General features: G+C 63.8%; 18 protein-coding genes. 4 read left to right on the forward strand and 14 right to left on the reverse strand.

All coding sequences use genetic code 11. From position 1 onward, the window contains the following. Positions 1-48: 48 nt before the first annotated feature. The 3 genes from AC6LJ9_RS22360 to AC6LJ9_RS22370 form a co-directional block, all read right to left on the reverse strand. A complete protein-coding gene (locus tag AC6LJ9_RS22360; RefSeq protein ID WP_022580212.1) occupies positions 49-258 on the reverse strand; it encodes a hypothetical protein in 210 nt (69 codons plus the stop codon). 61 nt (positions 259-319) lie between these two features. Further along, on the reverse strand, positions 320-2,389 hold the full coding sequence (locus tag AC6LJ9_RS22365) for a ParB/RepB/Spo0J family partition protein (RefSeq protein ID WP_000994919.1): 2,070 nt from the start codon (positions 2,387-2,389) through the stop codon (positions 320-322). An 80-nt stretch (positions 2,390-2,469) separates the two neighbouring features. Further along, on the reverse strand, positions 2,470-3,297 hold the full coding sequence (locus tag AC6LJ9_RS22370; RefSeq protein ID WP_003092327.1) for a DUF932 domain-containing protein: 828 nt from the start codon (positions 3,295-3,297) through the stop codon (positions 2,470-2,472). A gap of 392 nt (positions 3,298-3,689) precedes the next feature. Here AC6LJ9_RS22370 and AC6LJ9_RS22375 point away from each other — a divergent pair, with 392 nt between their 5' ends. Next, positions 3,690-6,146: an ATP-binding protein gene (locus AC6LJ9_RS22375; RefSeq protein ID WP_001223964.1), complete on the forward strand. Its 2,457-nt coding sequence runs from the start codon at positions 3,690-3,692 to the stop codon at positions 6,144-6,146. A 66-nt stretch (positions 6,147-6,212) separates the two neighbouring features. Here the strand turns inward: AC6LJ9_RS22375 and radC are convergent, their stop codons facing one another. The 6 genes from radC to AC6LJ9_RS22405 all read right to left on the reverse strand — a co-directional run bounded on the left by radC (position 6,213) and on the right by AC6LJ9_RS22405 (position 10,951). Then, positions 6,213-6,722 carry a RadC family protein gene (radC, locus tag AC6LJ9_RS22380; protein ID WP_003092330.1) on the reverse strand — a complete coding sequence of 170 codons (510 nt, stop codon included), beginning with the start codon at positions 6,720-6,722 and terminating at the stop codon, positions 6,213-6,215. A gap of 351 nt (positions 6,723-7,073) precedes the next feature. Next, entirely contained in the window at positions 7,074-8,138 is a 1,065-nt protein-coding gene (locus AC6LJ9_RS22385) for a PDDEXK nuclease domain-containing protein (protein WP_003092331.1), read from the reverse strand. Beyond that, positions 8,135-9,334 carry a tyrosine-type recombinase/integrase gene (locus AC6LJ9_RS22390; protein ID WP_001062689.1) on the reverse strand — a complete coding sequence of 400 codons (1,200 nt, stop codon included), beginning with the start codon at positions 9,332-9,334 and terminating at the stop codon, positions 8,135-8,137. Before AC6LJ9_RS22390 ends, AC6LJ9_RS22385 begins: the two co-directional genes overlap by 4 nt. Positions 9,335-9,553: 219 nt before the next feature. Then, the gene (locus tag AC6LJ9_RS22395; protein WP_006220190.1) at positions 9,554-9,757 is read right to left on the reverse strand and encodes a cold-shock protein; all 204 of its coding nucleotides are present in this window, start codon (positions 9,755-9,757) and stop codon (positions 9,554-9,556) included. A gap of 381 nt (positions 9,758-10,138) precedes the next feature. Continuing rightward, entirely contained in the window at positions 10,139-10,459 is a 321-nt protein-coding gene (locus AC6LJ9_RS22400; RefSeq protein ID WP_103275076.1) for a hypothetical protein, read from the reverse strand. A gap of 93 nt (positions 10,460-10,552) precedes the next feature. Further along, a complete protein-coding gene (locus tag AC6LJ9_RS22405; protein WP_498149249.1) occupies positions 10,553-10,951 on the reverse strand; it encodes a hypothetical protein in 399 nt (132 codons plus the stop codon). Positions 10,952-11,162: 211 nt separating this feature from the next. On the opposite strand from AC6LJ9_RS22405, the gene AC6LJ9_RS22410 reads away from it, so the two are divergent. After that, the gene (locus AC6LJ9_RS22410; RefSeq protein WP_103276546.1) at positions 11,163-11,492 is read left to right on the forward strand and encodes a DUF2513 domain-containing protein; all 330 of its coding nucleotides are present in this window, start codon (positions 11,163-11,165) and stop codon (positions 11,490-11,492) included. A gap of 16 nt (positions 11,493-11,508) precedes the next feature. On the opposite strand, the gene AC6LJ9_RS22415 is transcribed toward AC6LJ9_RS22410, so the two are convergent. Genes AC6LJ9_RS22415 through AC6LJ9_RS22425 form a run of 3 tightly spaced genes read right to left on the reverse strand, consistent with a single transcriptional unit; the run spans position 11,509 to position 13,428 of the window. After that, entirely contained in the window at positions 11,509-11,790 is a 282-nt protein-coding gene (locus AC6LJ9_RS22415) for a hypothetical protein (protein ID WP_498149267.1), read from the reverse strand. 58 nt (positions 11,791-11,848) lie between these two features. Then, the gene (locus tag AC6LJ9_RS22420) at positions 11,849-12,241 is read right to left on the reverse strand and encodes a RidA family protein (protein WP_498149250.1); all 393 of its coding nucleotides are present in this window, start codon (positions 12,239-12,241) and stop codon (positions 11,849-11,851) included. 23 nt (positions 12,242-12,264) lie between these two features. Next, the gene (locus AC6LJ9_RS22425) at positions 12,265-13,428 is read right to left on the reverse strand and encodes a DSD1 family PLP-dependent enzyme (protein ID WP_498149251.1); all 1,164 of its coding nucleotides are present in this window, start codon (positions 13,426-13,428) and stop codon (positions 12,265-12,267) included. Positions 13,429-13,596: 168 nt separating this feature from the next. On the opposite strand from AC6LJ9_RS22425, the gene AC6LJ9_RS22430 reads away from it, so the two are divergent. Next, positions 13,597-14,529 carry a LysR family transcriptional regulator gene (locus AC6LJ9_RS22430; protein ID WP_212312587.1) on the forward strand — a complete coding sequence of 311 codons (933 nt, stop codon included), beginning with the start codon at positions 13,597-13,599 and terminating at the stop codon, positions 14,527-14,529. A 33-nt stretch (positions 14,530-14,562) separates the two neighbouring features. On the opposite strand, the gene AC6LJ9_RS22435 is transcribed toward AC6LJ9_RS22430, so the two are convergent. Beyond that, the gene (locus tag AC6LJ9_RS22435; RefSeq protein ID WP_498149252.1) at positions 14,563-14,961 is read right to left on the reverse strand and encodes a RidA family protein; all 399 of its coding nucleotides are present in this window, start codon (positions 14,959-14,961) and stop codon (positions 14,563-14,565) included. Positions 14,962-15,030: 69 nt separating this feature from the next. Further along, positions 15,031-16,227 carry an MFS transporter gene (locus AC6LJ9_RS22440; protein WP_498149253.1) on the reverse strand — a complete coding sequence of 399 codons (1,197 nt, stop codon included), beginning with the start codon at positions 16,225-16,227 and terminating at the stop codon, positions 15,031-15,033. A 135-nt stretch (positions 16,228-16,362) separates the two neighbouring features. Between AC6LJ9_RS22440 and AC6LJ9_RS22445 the strand changes: the two genes are divergently transcribed. After that, positions 16,363-16,947 carry a TetR/AcrR family transcriptional regulator gene (locus tag AC6LJ9_RS22445; protein ID WP_498149254.1) on the forward strand — a complete coding sequence of 195 codons (585 nt, stop codon included), beginning with the start codon at positions 16,363-16,365 and terminating at the stop codon, positions 16,945-16,947. Positions 16,948-17,094 lie beyond the last annotated feature (147 nt).

Consider the following 17,094-nt stretch of genomic DNA (forward strand, 5'->3'; position numbering starts at 1 on the left):
TTCGACCACCGGCCCCAAGGCGGCACGGCTTGGGGCCGGTGCGGCTCGTTATTCCTTGGTTTCGATGATCCACCACACGGCGCGCGGCAAGGCGCGGCCCGTGAGGGGATGCAGATCGGTCAGGTCGGCGCGGGCCGTCCAGCCACGCGGCGGACGGTAGCCGCGCACGTCGCCGTCGCCGTGCCAGCGGCGGGCGCGCACCGTGCCGGAGGCATAGGTCGCAGCTATGCGGGGGCGGTTTGCGGGTTGGTGGGTCATGGCAGGCATCCTCAACATGAAGCGCCCCGGCCGGAACCGGGGCGCTATCTACGGTGCGAAGTCACGCGGCCAAAGCCTCGGCCTGCGGCTGGTCATCCGCCACGGCGGCCACTTCTTCCTGTGCTTCGGCTTCGCCATCCGCCGGCGCGTCCTGCCCGGTCTGCTGCGGGCCTTCGGAGCGGAAGATGGCGGGCATCCAGCCGGTGCCAGCGGCCAGCCGTTCGGCTTCGCTGGCAATGTCGCCCTTCTTCAACTTCGCCAGTCGGGTGACGTGCGAGGGCGCGAACCCGCCAACGGCTTCCAGAATCGCGGCCTTCGGCACATGCCGGAAGTAACCCTCATTGGTGGGCTGCCACCACGCGGCCATATCCAGCCCCACGGCCTGCGCCAGTTCCGCGCCGGGCTGGTGCGGCGTGGCGCGAGGCGTCACCACGTCCACCGTGGAAGCTAAGCACACGGCCAACAGCCGCACCAGTTCATCCTGTGATTTCGCCAGCAGCGCGGCGAACAGTTCGGCGCTGTCCTCCGGCAAGGTTTCGCCTGCCACCTGTTGCAGTTCGCGCAGCGCCACGGCGGCGGGTGATTCCGGCCAGTCCGGGGCCATGCCTTCCAGCCGGTCTTGCACCGTGAGGCGCACACCCAGCGGCAGGTCGTGCCCGTAGTGCCTTTCCTGCAAGACGGTCTGCACCATGCCATGCACCACGGCGGCCAGCGCTGCTTGCGGATGCCGTGCAACTTCGATTTGCAGCGCAGCGGTACGGTGCGCGCTCAACCGCTGCGCCAGTCGGTCAGACATGGCGGCGGTCTTGGGCTGCTCGTCGTCCTCGCCTGCGTCCTCGTTCGCGGCTTCGCCTTCGCTGCCGAAACCCTGCCGCAGCCGCTCCAGCGTGCGCAGTGCCTTGGCCTCCGCTTCGCGCAGCAGCCCGCGATGAATCGCGGCCTGCCCGTCGCGGTCGATGGTGACAATGGCACCGGCTGCGGCCTTCACGTTGGCCGCATAGTCCAGCAAGCCATCTTCCAGCGCCTGCAACTGCTCGCCCAGGCGTTCGCCTTCTTCCTGCAAGGCATCGGCCTTTTCCTCGTCCTCGTCGTCCAGCGCGGCATCCACCGCCTCGGCCAGTTCGTGCAGCTTGGTTTGCAGCTTCTCGATGCGCTGCGCGTCGCGCTTGTTCGGACTGCGGCGTTCCCTTGGCGCACGCTGGAAGGCTTGCAGATCGGCATGGGTCATGCCCGGCGTGGCATCCACCCACGCCCAGCCCTCGGCCTGCACCTTGGCGGCGATACCTGCCAGCTTGTCCTGCGCCAGCCGTTCCAGCAGTGCGGCATCGGTCAGATACACGCCTTTGTCGCCCTCCGCGAACAGGTCGCGGCGGATGCCACCGCCTTCCTGCTCGTAGCCGTCCAGCCCGACAAAGCGCACCAGCGGATGCCGGTAGGCGTCGATTTCGCGTTCGGTCAGGCGGTCGCGCAGGTTGTGCGGGCCGCGCTGCCATGTGGGCGCATCGTAGAACGCGGCTTCCTGCGCAGCATGGTCGTCGGTGATGGCGAGGGCCATCAACTGGTCAAGGCTCACGGCCTCGGCCCGGTAGTCGGCCAGCAGGCGCGGCGACACGTTGGCGAGTTTCAGACGGCGCTGCACCACCAGCGGCGTGACGCTGAAATCCGCTGCAATGTCCTCGATGCTGCGGCCTTCGGCCACGAGCGCGGCGAACGCCTCGAACTGGTCGGCGGGGTGCATGGCTTCGCGCTGCACGTTCTCGGTGAGGCTGGCCGTGCGGGCGGTGCCATCGGCCACCAGCAGGCAAGGCACCTCCCATTCCTTGCTAATGCGGTGCTTTTTCGCCAGCAGCTTCAACGCTGCGAGGCGACGGTCACCGGCCACGACCTCGTAATGCTCGCCATCGGCGGCGGCAATCACGATGAGGTTTTGCAGCAGGCCGACACGCTGGATGCTGGCGGCGAGTTCGGGAATGGACATGCGCGGGGTCTTGCGCACGTTGCGGCCAGTGGGACGCGACACCAGCCGCGACAGCGGAACCAGAATCAGGTTCTTGGTCGGATCAGCGGCTTCCAGCGGGATAGCGGCGGCGGTGTTGATGGCGCGGGCTTCGGTTTGGGTAACGGCGTTCATGGTGATAACTCCTATCGGTTCAGGGATGCAGCAGCGAAGAAAGCGACAAGGGCTGCTGCCTGCCCCTGCCGCGTGGGGATTCAGGCTTTCAACTGGCGCATGCCATCGGCCAGCAGCCAGAGGGCGCGATTTAGTCGGATGTTTTGGTCGATGCCCTGCACCGGGCGGGTTTGCTGTCGGCGCCCGTTGGCGCTGCGGCCACGCAGCCCGCCTTGGGTCAGGTTTTCTTGGGTGCGGTTGAACACGCTCCACAGGTCGGGGCGGCGGTCGTCGAAGCGGCGCGGCATCAGGATTTGCGATTCCGTGATGGGCGCGGGCTTGTCGGGGTCGTCGTACTTGAGGGCGAGCGCGGCGCGGGCGAACACTTCGGATTCGCCATCGTCCAAGGTGATGCCGCGCATGGCATCGCGCGATTCCTTCACCCGATCGAAACCGCTCAAGACTTCGTAAGCCCCCTCAATGACCAGACCGGCCACGTCGCCTTTATGGGGCACTCGCACATCGGCCACGGTGTTGCCGCAGACAAGGCCATTGCTGCACACGAACCGGAACATTCCGGCCAGCATCTGATAGCTGCTGGTGCCGTCGTGCGAGTTCAGCAGCACGATTTCGTTGGCCTCCGCGCCGTTGATCTGGCTGGCATGGCGCAAGCGAATCATGTGTTTGGTGTGCTCGCGCTTGCCTTCGTCGCGCACGCGGGTTTGCGTCACCATGAAAGGCTGGAAGCCTTCTTTGCGAAGCTCGGTCAGCACGGCGGCGGTGGGGATATAGGCGTACCGCTGCGAACGGCTCTCGTGCGGGGCATCCGCGAAGATGGACGGGGCCACGCGGTGAATCTGGTCGTCGGACAGCGGGTAATCGCTGCGCAGCGAGGGGGAGCGGAAAGCGAAACGGGATGCGAGTTGCATGGTCTTTCTCCTGACAAAAGAGGTTTGCTGTTCACACCGCACACCGGATTTCTAGATTCGGAGCCCAGCCTTTCGGCTGTTTGGTGCGGTCGGCACGAGGAACCCGGTTGGCCCTGTTGCCACCGTCTTTCCTGAGTTCATCGCCCGCGCCCAAAGGAGCGCGCGGACGGGGGCCGTCAAGGAGCCAAGCGCAGGGTTGGTGCGGCCCGCAGGCGCAGCCGAGGACACGGCCCTGCGCGCCTTGACGGCACACGGTCGCGGGCTACGGTCGCGGGTAAGGTGATGAAGTCAGGGGAGACGGCTGGACAAGGCAACGGCCATCCCTTTGTGCTGACCGCACGCAAGCGAAGCGCGCAGGCCCGAAGCTGGAAGCCGGGCCGTAGGCGTCAGCGATGCGGAAGGCTGGCGAAGCCAGTCCCGCCAGGGATGAGCGACTAGCGAACCTGGAGCAGCGCGATCCGCGAAGCGGAGACGCAAGAGGACTCTTCGTTTACCATTTGTTTCGCAAGCAAATGATGGGAAAGCAAGAACACGGAGATATAGAGATGATTGTCTGCATCAACCGCCTCAAACAGTTCGGAATCTTCAGCGACTTCAATGGAACGAAGATCCAAAAGTTCGGCCGGTACAACCTGGTCTATGGTTGGAATGGAACAGGCAAGTCAACGTTATCGAATCTATTCTCTTGCTTTGAGCTTCGCTCGATGGTTCCCCGCTTCAGCACGGGCCAATTTTCAGTAGTTCTGGAGGATGGCTCAACGATCACGGAATCCACACTCCACTCATCCCAATTGAATATTCATGTTTTCAATCAACGCTTCGTGCATGAGAACATTGATTGGGACAAATCCGTAAAGAGCATCCTTCTTATTGCGAAAGAGAAGATTGATGACTTGCAGAAGCTGGAGAAGCTGAAGAGCGAGCTTCAGTCGAAAAAGAAGGCTCACGACGACAAGCAAAGCGATATCAAGAAGCAGCGTGAGGCATTAGAGAAGTTCCTGACCAATGCTGCCAAGAAAATGAAGCTTGGACTTCAGGCGATTGATACGAGCGACAGTTATTACTTGAATTACGACCGCCGCAAGCTCTTCAACTTCATACAGAATAACGGCGAGACAATTATCAAGGCGGAGTCGGTTCTTCCAGATGAGAGGGTTATCGACCTTACGAATGCCGCCAAGCCAGATCAGCTTCCAAGCATTGCTTTCGCCTCAACGGCCATTGAGCCGGACTACTTTAAGAAAGCGGCGGGCCGCATCAGAGATTTGATTGGGACTACGGCGGTCAATCAAGCAATCCAGCGGCTGACCGATAACCCGGAAATCCGCGAATGGGTTCAAGCAGGCTTGGAAATCCATAAAAACCACGACTCGCAATCCTGCGAGTTCTGCGGCTCTCCGTTCGCCCAGCTTCGTGCCGAGGCGCTTGCTGCCCACTTCAGCAAGGAGTTCACGGAGTTTCAGAGCCGACTTCAGAACGCGGCGACATGGATTGAATCTCAAGGCGCTCCAGCTAATCAGTTTCCCGCATCGACCGAGTTTTATAAAGAACTATCGGCCGAGGCAGAGAAGCTTCAAAAGGACTACGCAACTGCTGCTGAAAAGATCGACCAGCAAATCGACGCCTGGCGGGAAGCCCTGAAGGCCAAGATCACAGACCCTGGGAAGACAGACATTCAGATCTCGGATGTGGTTGAAGACGATGTCACCAATTTCAATGACATCCTGAAATCGATTGTTGCTCTCGTTGGAAAGCACAACAATAAGACTTCAAATTTCAAATCTGAGACCTCAAAAAGCAAGGTGGCACTGGAGCTTCACTTTGCTGCGGCTGAGGTGCAAGAGTTTGACTATGCTGGAAGTGAGAAGAAGTGCAATGACCTTGAGTCAGAAGCAAAGAACGACCATAAGGAAATTGAAAAAATTAGTCTAGAGGTCGGAGCCATAGAAGCGGCGCTCTCGAATGAAACGGTCGGGGCAAAGGAGTTCAATGACATCCTGCATCGCTTCATTGGCCGCTCTGAGCTTTGCCTGAACTTCAATCAGAAGAAGAAAGGCTATGAGATCATCAGAAACGGGGTTGGTGAGCACGATGGGAATTTGAGCGAAGGTGAGAAAACTGCGATTGCATTTGTCTATTTCATCACGAAGCTCAAAGAAAATGGAAATAACATCAAGGATACGATCGTCGTCGTTGACGATCCGGTCTCAAGCTTTGATTCTAATCACTTGTTTCACGCCTACTCGTTTTTGAGAACGCAATGCACTGAAGCCAAGCAACTTTTTGTGCTGACTCACAACTTCACTTACTTTAAGCTAGTGAGAGACTGGTTCACTGGCACCAATAGGAATCGAGTCAAAAAAGGCAACGCCGAGAATTGCTTCTTTTATCGCCTGGATGCGCCACCTGGCTCCCCTCGTCACTCCCTACTTGTGGATGCCGACGACTCACTCAAGAACTACGGTTCCGAGTACCACTATATCTTCAAGAAGCTCTACGAATATAGGGCGCACACAACACTCAATCGAGATGAGGCGTTCTTGACCGCCAACCTCGCCCGAAAGCTTGTTGAATCGTTTTTCACCTTCAAATATCCAAGGCGTCGAAGCGACATTAGTCAATTGATGGAGGCTGGCCTAAAAGATTGCACCATCACGACACCAGAGCTTAAAGAAAAAATCTACCGCTTTATCAATAAGTATTCACATAGCGACGTTATTGAGATAACAGAGGAATCCGCAGAAAACTTGGCAGGCGAAAGCCACAGCGTCATCGGGAACATCTTCCAGTGGCTGGAAGAGGTGGACAAGAAACATTACGACGAGATGATTCAGGTTGCGACGGCCTGAGCATCAGGCCGCGAGGGCCATAGCTATGCCACCAGGCGCAGCAAAAAGGGGCCGAAGCCCCTTGGGCTAGATCAGCCCATGCTCGGCGAACGATGCCGTTTCGTTGCCCGCAACGATGATGTGATCGAGCACGCGCACGTCCACCAGACCCAACGCTTCCTTGAGCCGCTGGGTCAGCGCCCGGTCAGCCGCGCTCGGCTCGGGGTTTCCGCTCGGATGGTTGTGCGAAACGACGACCGCCGCCGCATTGAGCCGCAGCGCCTCCTTGACCACTTCGCGCGGATACACCGACGCACCGTCAATAGTGCCGTGGAACATCTCCCTGTATTCGATCAGACGATGGCGCGTATCCATGAACAGCACTACGAACACCTCATGCTCGAAGCTGGCCAACTTTGTACGCAAGTATTCCTTGACCGCCGCCGGCGAAGTGAACTCTGCTCCGCGCCGCATTTTCCGGTCAATGACCTGGCGCGCAGCTTCCAGAATGTCGTCGGCCGATGCCGGTAGATAGCGCCCGTGCGCGTCGCGCACCAGCAGACAGGAATCGAACGAGGGAAAGGACAGTTGCGACATGATCGTGCTCCGGTTGCTCGGGCGGAATTGCCCGGAACCGGCGGCAGCACGGCGCAGCGCAAGCAGTCAGGGGTCGCAGACGGCCGCCAGGACGCAAGCGCGCATGGCGCGCGCCGCCCTTGACGGCGAGAACGCCGTGATACGGTGAAGGGAACAGCAAGACCGCCCACACCCGCCCACTGCACAGAGTCGATTTTTGGCAAGCGGAGCGCGCAGGCCCGGATCAACGAGCCGGGACGGAGGCGTCAGTGATGGAAGCCCGACAGGGGCGAGACTCGCGCAGCGAAGCTCGATGCGCAGCACGACAGCGCGACGGCGGCACGCCGGGACGCCCGACTGCTTGGGACAGGACTACTCGTTGTCCGTCTTGCGCTGCTCGATTTGCAACTGCGCCCGTTGCGTTGCCTGTTGCAGCCGCTCCACCAGCACGCCCCTCGGCGGCAAGGCGGTCAGATACTCGGCAACGTGGATGCCGGACTTGTCCAGCTCCAGCAATTCGATCTGCTCGCGCTTCTTGCCGGTGCAAAGGATGATCCCGAGCGGCGAGGCTTCCTCCGGCTCCCGTTCGTGCTTGTCTAGCCACCGAAGGTAAAGCTCCATCTGCCCTTTGTAGGCCGCCTTGAAGTCACCTACCTTCAACTCCACCGCAACCAGCCGCCGCAGCTTGCGGTTGTAGAACAGAAGGTCAAGGTGGAAATCCTCGTCGTCGATCGGAATGCGCTTCTGCCGGGCGACGAATGAGAAGCCCGCGCCCAGCTCCAGCAGGAAGGACTCCATTTCACGGATGATCGCCGCTTCCAAGTCGCCTTCCTGCCAAGTGTCCCGCAGGCCCAGGAAGTCGAGGATGTACGGGTCGCGCATGACCAGGGCCGGCGACATGCGCTGCGCATCGCGCAGGGTCGCCAACTCCTGCGCTATGGTTTCTTCCGGCTTTTGGGAAAGCGCCGTGCGCTCGTACAGCATCGAGTCGATACGCTCGCGCAGCGTCCGCACGCTCCAGCGTTGGGTGCTGGCCATCTGTGCGTAGTAGTCCCGCTGGAGCGGGTCTTTCAGCGGCATCAGGGCGATGAAGTGCGTCCAGCTCAATTCTCGTATCAGTGATACGAGAATTCGCTCGTCGGGGAAGGTGGCGGCGAACTGCACCATGCGGCGCAAGTTCTGCTCTGCAAAGCTGCTGCCGTACTCCTCCACCAACTGCGCAGCCAAGGTGGGCAGAACTTCCTTGCCGTAGGCGCCCCGGCGCCTGTCCAAGACCTGCGTGTGGATGCGTTGGCCGATGCGCCAGTAGAGCATCGTAAGCTCGCTATTCACCGTCGAGGCGGCGCGCAAGCGCGCCGCCTCGATCAGTGCCCGAATGTCGCCCAGCAGCGCCGCGGGCGCTGCGAGCGATGCTGCTGATGGCCGGCGCCCGTTCATGCCACCGCCTCCGCAAGCTGCCGCGCGCCCGTGATGGCTTGGCGGCGGCTGGCCACCAGCTCGGCCGCCTCGCGCACCGGCTTGTCCTCGGTGTGGACGTAGTGCATGAACATCGCCACGGTCTTGTGGCCCGTCAGCTTCATTCCCACTTTGGTCGGCACACCGGAATTGGCAATGTCGGTGGTCGAGCGATGACGGATGCCGTGCGTGCCTACGTGCGGCACGCTGGCGGCCTTGAGCGTCCGGCACCAGCCGCCATAGTGCTCGCCAAAGGTCAGGTGCTTGGCCGGGTCGTTCGGCGACGGCAGGACGTAAGGGCAGCCTTCCAGACGCGGCGCCGTCGAAAGCAGCCGATAGGCTTCCTCGCTCATGGGCTTGGAAATGCCGCCAACCTTGCTGTCGGGCCACACCACGCGCCGGTTCTCGAAGTCCAGCCAGCTCCATTCGAGCGGGCAGATTTCGGAGCGCCGCGCCGCAAACTCGAATTGCAGCCGGATCGCCAACGGGATGACGTAGTTCTCCAGCCCCTCCGCCTCCAGTTTCTCCAACTGGCGGAAGATCCGCACCATTTCCTCGTCCACGATGAGCCGGGTTTCCTTGCCCGGCGGGTACATCGGGACGTGGCGGCACGGATTCGTGCCGTCCGGGCGGAAGCCCCAGACTTCGGCCAAGTTGAACATCTTGCGCAGCACGCCGAAGGTCTTGTTGGCCTCGGTCGGCTTGTAGGCCAGCTTTTCCATGAGCCCCGCAATGTCGGGCCGCTTCACGTCATGCACCTTCTTGCGGCCCAGCAGCGGGATGATGTTGCGGTCGATGACGCCCTGGTAGCCGTCCTGCGTGCTGACCTTGTTGCGCTTCTTGGAGTAGTCCTCCATGAACTTTTTGCACAACTCGGCCATCGTGGGCGCCTTGCGCGCCTCGGCCTTGGCACCGCCGGGATCACCACCCCGGCGAACCTCGGCCAGCCAGTCCTGCGCTTTGACCCGCGCCTGTTCGACGGTTAGCTCCCCGTAGAGTCCCAGCGAGGGCTTGCGGGGCTGGCCAGAGTTCGTGCGGTACTGGAGCATGAACACCCGGCGTCCCGTCGAGGTAATCTTGCAAAGGAAGCCGGGCACGACGGTATCCCGTAGTTCGATGTCCTTCGCCTGGGGTTGCGCCGACTCTACGGCGGTCTTGGTGAGCTTGATCTTTGCCATGATGACTCCTTGGAACGACCCGGATTCCAGGAGCCAGATAGGAGCGGCGCGAGGGAGAACCGGGTCAAGTTTCAGAAAGCACCGGCATATGATGGAAGCGCGTAAGCTATTGATAAACCTGCTGTATCGGGCTACGTCGCAGTCCAGCGAACTACCGGGCTGGAGTCATCGTGAAACAAAAAAGCCCCCTGACGGGGGCTTTTCCGAAAAATCAGGTCCTTACAGGACTTGAATCTTCGTAGCTTGCGGACCCTTCGGACCATTGGCGGTCACGAAGCTGACGCGCTGGTTCTCTTCCAGAGACTTGAAGCCCGAACCCTGAATCTCGGAGAAGTGGGCGAACAGGTCCTTACCACCCGCTTCCGGGGTGATAAAGCCATAGCCTTTTTCCGAGTTGAACCACTTAACGACGCCGGTTTCCATACTGTATTTCCTAGAGATAATGGGCAAATGCCCGGAGGTCACGAATCAATCAAGGAGGGGACAGTAGAACAATAACACTGAGCCGGAAAAGGCACGGCACTGAACGAAAATCGCAACGCTTGTGATCGTGTGCCGACACTATCGTTAGGTTCCCCTCACAAGTCAATATAATCTTAAAAAACGCGTGCCAATAATGCAACAAAGAGAAACTGACGAATATTCACGCACGTTTTTATAGAAAACAAAAAGCCCTGCACTGGTGCAAAACACCAACGCATGATCAAAAAACAAGCAAGGCTTATATAAATGCCGTGTAAACCCTTATACGAGCAAACTCTTCATATACGTCGTTTACACAGGCACCATGGTTTGCCGCCGGGCTTACTCGTCGATGGGCAAACCAAGCAGATCGAGCGCCGCGCCGAAAGCGTCGGTGTCCGAGCACAGGAAAACCGCCACGTCGCCGGGGTTCATATTTTCCAGGACCTGGTCGATCTGGTCTTGCGCATTATCAATATTGTCGACATTGGCTGCGTGTATGTCCGCTCCGGCCTCGACTTTCTCGCGGGGGACGATCTCTGCGATCGCATTGAGATCGGTGACGCCCGTCACGACGTAGACGCTGATGCTCTCGCCGTCCAGCGTCGTGTGCAGTTCGACGCCGCCCGCCACGTCGGCAAGGTGCCGACTTTGTATTTCCATGATCCTTCTTCCTTGATGCGCGGGCCAAGCCCGCTTGAGCATGCCTCATGACGGTGCATGATCACGCCCAGGCGCGACTATAACAGCCTTGTGCTACCGATTCCTGACTTTCGGCCCGAGCGACGGGCGTGCCGCCCCCGACGTGGCCGCCACGCTACGGCTGCGCACCCCGGCATCGGCCAGCGTCCGCCCCAGCGCCTGCTGCGCCGCCAGGAACGCGGCCTTCTCGTCACCCGTCAGTTTGCACAGGAACAACTGCGCCAGCAGCTGGGTGCGCCGGGCCTTGCGATTGTCGGATTCTTGCGACAGCCACTCGCCCACCCAGGCGGCGGCCTCGTCGGCCGTGCCCTGCAGCTTGACGTGGCCCAGCAGGTCGAAAATGGTAACGCCTGCGAGGCGGCCTTCCTCGTCGCGGGCCAGGTACAGCTTCGCGACCTGGCCGGTATAGCCGGGCACCACGGCGACGCAGTCGCGTTCAGCGGGCTTCATCATCGTCCGGCCATCCAGGGAAAAGCGCCCTCCAGACCGGGGCGGAAAACGCGCGCGGCGCGCGCGGCGTGCATAGCTTCATTCATACGTGTAGCGCCATTGCGGTGAACCAACGATCCCGGACTGTAACCCAGCCGCCGGACCTGTCGCATCGCTGCCGCGGAACTCTGCTATTGTCGGCCTGTTTCTTTCTTACCCCCACATGGTGGACATCATGCAACGCGATTTCGATCTGGTCGTCACGATCCTGGGAGCCCTGCGCGACGCGCCCGGCCCCAACCTGAGCACCCTGGACATCAAGAACGCCGCCCTGGCGCCGCATCCCGAAGAGCAAGGCCTGCAGCTCATCGCGCACCACATGGACCTGCTGGCCGACGCCGGCCTGGTCAAGCAGATCAGCGAAACCGCCGCCAATGCCGGCGCGACCCGCTGGCGCATTACCTGGAAGGGCTATGACGCCCTCGAGCAGGACGACGAAGACGAAGAGGAATACGAAGAGGACGAAGACGAGGACGGCGAAGAGGACTACGAAGAAGAGGAGTAACCCCCTTCCCGCCCGCTCAGCGTTCCGCGCGGCGCAGCAGGATGCGCCGCGTGAGCAGCGAGGCCGCGGCGGCGATCACCAGTCCGAACATGAAGGCGGCGATGGACAGCATCGCCGCCAGATCCGCGAATCCGTTCAGACGCGACAGCACCAGTACCGCGACGAAAATCGCCACCGCCAGCGCCCCCACCCCGATCAAGGTCCGTTTGACCGATCCCAGCCGGCCGCACAGCGCGCCGCCAGCCAGCGCCGCCGCCACGACGGCGGCCATGGACCAGAACAGATATTCATACTGCATCGCGGACATCCTCCGTAGCCTGGAATCGCCCGCATTATAGGCAGCCGGCCAGGCGGGACTACGCCTGCGCCAGCGCGACGGCGCTGATTTCAACCAGCGCGCCGTAATGCAGTTCGCCGGTCGGCACGATGGCGCGCGCGGGCTTATGCGCCCCGAAGCGGCGCTCATAAACGCGGTTGACCTCGTCCCACAAGCCCACGTCGCGCACGTAGACAGTGACGTTGACCACGGCCGCCAGCGACGAGCCCGCCGCCAGCAGGATGGCTTCCATGCTGCGCAGCGCCTCGTCGGCCTGTGCGGCCGCGCCCTGCGCCAGCACGGGCCTGGCGCCCGGCCCGGCAGGCGCCAGGAAGCCGAGCTGTCCCGAGACAAAAACAAAGCCGTTGGCGCGCACCGCCTGCGAATAATGGCCGGCGGGCGGCGTGGCGTCGGGGGTGTAAATCAGGTCCATGCGGATTCCAGTCCAGGCGCGGCTCACCAGCCGCGGAAACGTTCCCAGTGCGCGACGACCTCGGGCGAGGCTCCGCGCACCACTTCATAGGCCTCATGCTGCGCGCAGGTGGCGCAGGCATGATTGGGCAGGATGCGCAGTTTGGTGCCCAGCGACAGATCCGGCAAGGCCGCGCCGCTGCCGGCGCGCAGCTTGATGATGCCCTGCTCCTGGTTGGTCTCGGCCAGCAGCAGGTCGGGATACGGCCTGCCCTGCGCATCGCACACCAGGCCGTACAACTGATCCACGGGCTGCTTCGCGGTGCCACGGTCGCGCGACATCGCCATCCAGCCCGCGTCCACCAGGATCCAGCCCTTTTCGGGCTGATGACCGATCACCGTGGTCAGCACCGATGCCGCGATATCGTCGGCCTGGCATACGCCCAGCCCCGCCATCACCAGATCGAAGAACACGTAGACGCCGGCGCGCACCTCGGTCACGCCTTCCAGGCTGCGGGCGAAATGGGCGGTGGGCGTGGACCCCACGCTGACGACCGGACACGGCAGGCCGGCGGCGCGGATGGCGTCGGCGCAACTCACCGCCGCTCGCCGCTCTTGCTCGGCCATGTCGGCGATGGCCTCGACGCTGCGGCAGCCATAGGATTCGCCGGCATGCGTCATGACGCCGCGCAGGCAACCCGCGCCTTGCAGCTTGCGGGCGATCGCCAACAGCTGCTCGGTATTGCCCGGCTGGACGCCGGCGCGGTGGCCGTCGCAGTCGATCTCGATCAACGCGGGAATGATCTCGCCCTCGGCCTGCGCGCGCTCGGCGACGGCGCTGGCGGCCAGGAGGCTGTCGACCACCACGGTCAGGTCCGCGCCCTGGCGGCGCAGCGCCAGCACGCGGTCCAGCTTGGCCGGCGCCACGCCCACGGCGTACAGCAGGTCCGTGATGCCGGCGGCGGCGAACTGCTCGGCTTCCTGCAAGGTGGAGACCGCCGCGGGACCTGTGGGCCCCGTCATCACGCGGCGCGCCACGTCGATGGACTTCGGTGTCTTCAGGTGCGGCCGCAGGCGCACGCCGTGCCCGGCCATCAGGCCGTTCAGGCGCTCGATGTTGCGCGTCATCCGCATCTCGTCCAGGACCAGGCAAGGCGTGTCCAGGGATTCCAGGGTCGGGCGCTGCGAGGCGCTGGGCGTGTCGTTCATGGCGGATTCTGTGGTCGTGAGTCGGTCGCCCGGTCTGGCCGGGTGGCAATGGCGGCGACTGCGCGGACGCAATCCCGCCGAGTCCGCAGTATGGCGCGCATGCGCGCCCGCATGTTTAATATCGCCTTAATTGTCAGTTAATTCCATTCTGAACACCCAGGCGGCCGCATGATCACCACCGACGATCTTCGTTTCTTCCTGAGCCTGGCGTCGACCAGCTCGCTGGCGCAGGCGGCGCGCGCGCTCGACGTGACGCCGCCTGCCGTGACGCAGCGGCTCAACGCGCTGGAAAAGCGGCTGGGCGTGCGCCTGGTGAACCGTTCGGGCCGTGGCACCGCCCTGACCGACGAAGGCCGCCTGCTGGCGCAGCGCGCCACGCAGATCAGCAATGAAATCAATGACCTGGCCGACGAGCTGGCGGGCCGCCGCGGCATGGTGGCCGGCCATCTGCGGGTAGTGGCGCCGCTGGGTTTCGGGCAACGCCACATCGCCGGCCTGGTCGCGCAGTTCCGCCAGCGCAGCGCGGGCATCACCGCCAGCCTGACGCTGTCCGACGGCCCGCCCCGGCTGTCCAGCGACGACTGGGACGTGATGGTGCACATCGGCGAGTTGCGCGACTCCACGCTGGTGGCCTATCCACTGGCGCCGAACCGCCGCATCCTCTGCGCCTCGCCCGCCTACCTGGCGCGCCATGGCGCGCCGGCCAAGCCGGAGGACCTGCGCGAGCACGATTGCATCGCGCTGCGCGAGAACGACGAGGACGTGACCCTGTGGCGCTTCAAGAAAGGCGGCGGCCCGGCGGTCGGCGTGCGCATCGCGCCGGTGCTTTCCAGCAACACGGGCGCGGCGGCGCTGCAATGGGCGCTGGACGGCCAGGGCATCGTGGCCCGCTCGGAATGGGACGTGGCGGACCACGTGCGCGCCCGCAGGCTGGTGCCGCTGCTGGCCGGATGGGCGCTGCCACCGGCCAACGTGGTGGCGCTGGTGAAATCGCGCCAGGACCTGCCCGCGCGCACGGCGGGCTTTCTCGCGTATCTGAAAGAGGCCTTCGCCGCGCCCCCGTGGCGCGACAAGCCCGCGCGCGGCGCGGCGTCCGCCTAGCGCCAGCGGCATCGCGGCCCCGCCGCCCACGCCCTAGTCGAGCATGGCCTCGGCTTCGATCTCGATCAGCCATTCCGGCAGCGACAGGCCGCTGACGACGATCCACGACGAAGGCGGCGGATCGGACTTGAAACGATCCCGCAGCGCCTGCGCGATCACCTCCTGGTCCTCACGCGCCGTTTCGCAGATATAGATGCGCAGCATGATGACCTGATCGATCCGCCCGCCCGCGGCGGCGAGCACGCGCTCGATGTTGTCCAGCGCGGCCTCGGTCTGTTCCTGCAGGCCCGGCCCCACGGTACGTTCGTGGACATCGATGCCGACCTGTCCCGACAACAGCATGCGCCGGCTGCCGGTGACGACCACGGCCTGGCTGAAGCCGTATTGCACCGAGTTGAAGACGGTGTCGGGATTGATCACGGTTCTGGACATGCTGTTCTCCTGATGATCACGCGCCCCGCGGCGCGCATGCCAGGAATTCTATCTGCGCCGGCACGCCGTTCAGGCCGCCGATGACGCGCCCGCGTCACGCCTGCGCAAGGCGCCGGACAGCACGATCGCCAGCACCGCCGCGCCCGCGCCGACCGCAGCGCCGAAGCCCGCGCGGATGCCATGCACGTCCACGAGCCAGCCCGCCAGCGCGGCGCCCGCCGCCACGCCGGCGAACAGGCCGGTGATCAGCCAGGTCAGGCTTTCGGTCAGGCGATGCGCGGGCGCGGCCGCCTCCGCCATGCCCATGGCGATGATCATGGTCGGGGCGAACGACACGCCCGCCGCCAATACCGCCAGCGACAGGCCCAGCAGGTCGTCCACCCACAGCAGCGGCAGCGTGGTCGCCGCCGTCATCGTCCCCGCGATGGCCAGCATGCGCGGCAAGGGCATGGACAGGCGCATCGCGCCGAACGCCAGTCCGGCCAGGCAGGAACCCAGCGCATACACGGACAGCACGATGCTCGCGCCCGCCGGCACGCCCTGGCGCGTGGCGAAGGCCACGCTCATCACGTCGATGACGCCCACGATCACGCCCATCGCGGCCAGCATCAGCGTCAGCTGGCGCAAGGCCGCCAGGCGCAGCACGGTGGGCTCGCGGCCGGCGCGCGCCGGGCTCGCCGGCGGCGCGGTCCGGGTCTGCAGGCTGAACGCGGTGATGCCAACGGCCAGCAGCACCGCGGCGGCCAGCGGCCCGGCCTGGGGAAACCAGGCCACGCTCAGCCCCACCGCCAGCGGCGGGCCGACGATCAGCGTGACCTCGTCCAGCACCGATTCCAGCGCGAAGGCCGTGCGCAGCAGCGGCTGGTCGCGGTACAGCACGCTCCAGCGCGCCCGGACCATGGCCGGCATGCTGGGCATGGCGCCGGCCGCCGCCGCGCAGGCGAACAGGGTCCAGTCCGGCCAGCCCCCATGCGCGCCGACCGCCAGCCCCGCCAGCGCCAGGATGCTCAGGCCCGCCGCCAGCGGCAGCACCCGGGTCTGCCCGTGCCGGTCCACCCGGCGCGATATCCACGGCGCCAGCAAGGCGGTGGACAGCGAGAACGTGGCCGCCACCGCCCCTGCCAACGTGTAGGCGCCTCGCAGCTGGGACAGCATGGTGATGATGCCGATGCCCGCCATGGGCAGCGCCAGCCGCGCCACCAGCCCGGCCAGCACGAAGCCGGCGGCGCCGGGCGCCTTGAACAACTCTCGATAGGGATTTCGCAACCGCGCACCTGTGAAACAAAGGGCGCCACCGTCCAGGCCGCGCCAGATTGACATACGAAGCGTATGCAAAATCTTATTAACATACATGTCGTATGTCAATTAACATACGCAGCGTATGCCACCAGGAAACCCGCCATGTCCCGAACCCGCGCCGAAATGATCGAGGCAACCCGTGTGAAGCTGCTGGCCGCCGCCCGCAAGGCGTTCCGCGAATCGGGCTATGCCGCGGCGTCCATGGACGAGCTGACCGCCGCCGCCGGCCTGACCCGCGGCGCGCTCTACCATCACTTCGGCGACAAGCAGGGACTGCTGGCCGCGGTAGCCGCCGAACTTGACCAGGAAATGGACCAGCGGCTGCAGCGCATCTCGGACGCGGCGCCCGACGCCTGGACGGCGCTGCGCGAACGCTGCCGCGCCTGGCTGCGCATGGCGACCGAACCCGAAATCCAGCGCATCGCGCTGCAGGACGCGCGCGCCGTGCTGGGGCCGGCCTCGGAGGCGGCCCTGCAGCCCTGCATCGCATCGCTGGCCGCCATGCTGCAAAGCCTGATGGATGAGGGCCAGGTCCATGCCGCCGCACCTCAGGCGCTGGCGCGACTCATCAACGGGGCGCTGATGGACGGCGCCTTCTGGATCGCCGCGGCGCCCGACGATGGCGAGCGGCTGGAGCAGGCGCTGCGCGCGCTGGACCTGCTGCTGGATGGGCTGCGCCGACGCTGAAGCCGTCTCCGGCAAGCGCCGGACACAAAGATCCATGGAACGGCTGGCGTGGCGCCTTGCATGCCCGGCCCCGAGGAACCCCACGCCGCCACCGCCCTTGCCGGCCCGGCCGCTCCCCTTTATTATTCAAAGATAATTCTTGTTTAA

It is taken from the genome of Achromobacter sp. 1011811831 (assembly GCF_059760905.1).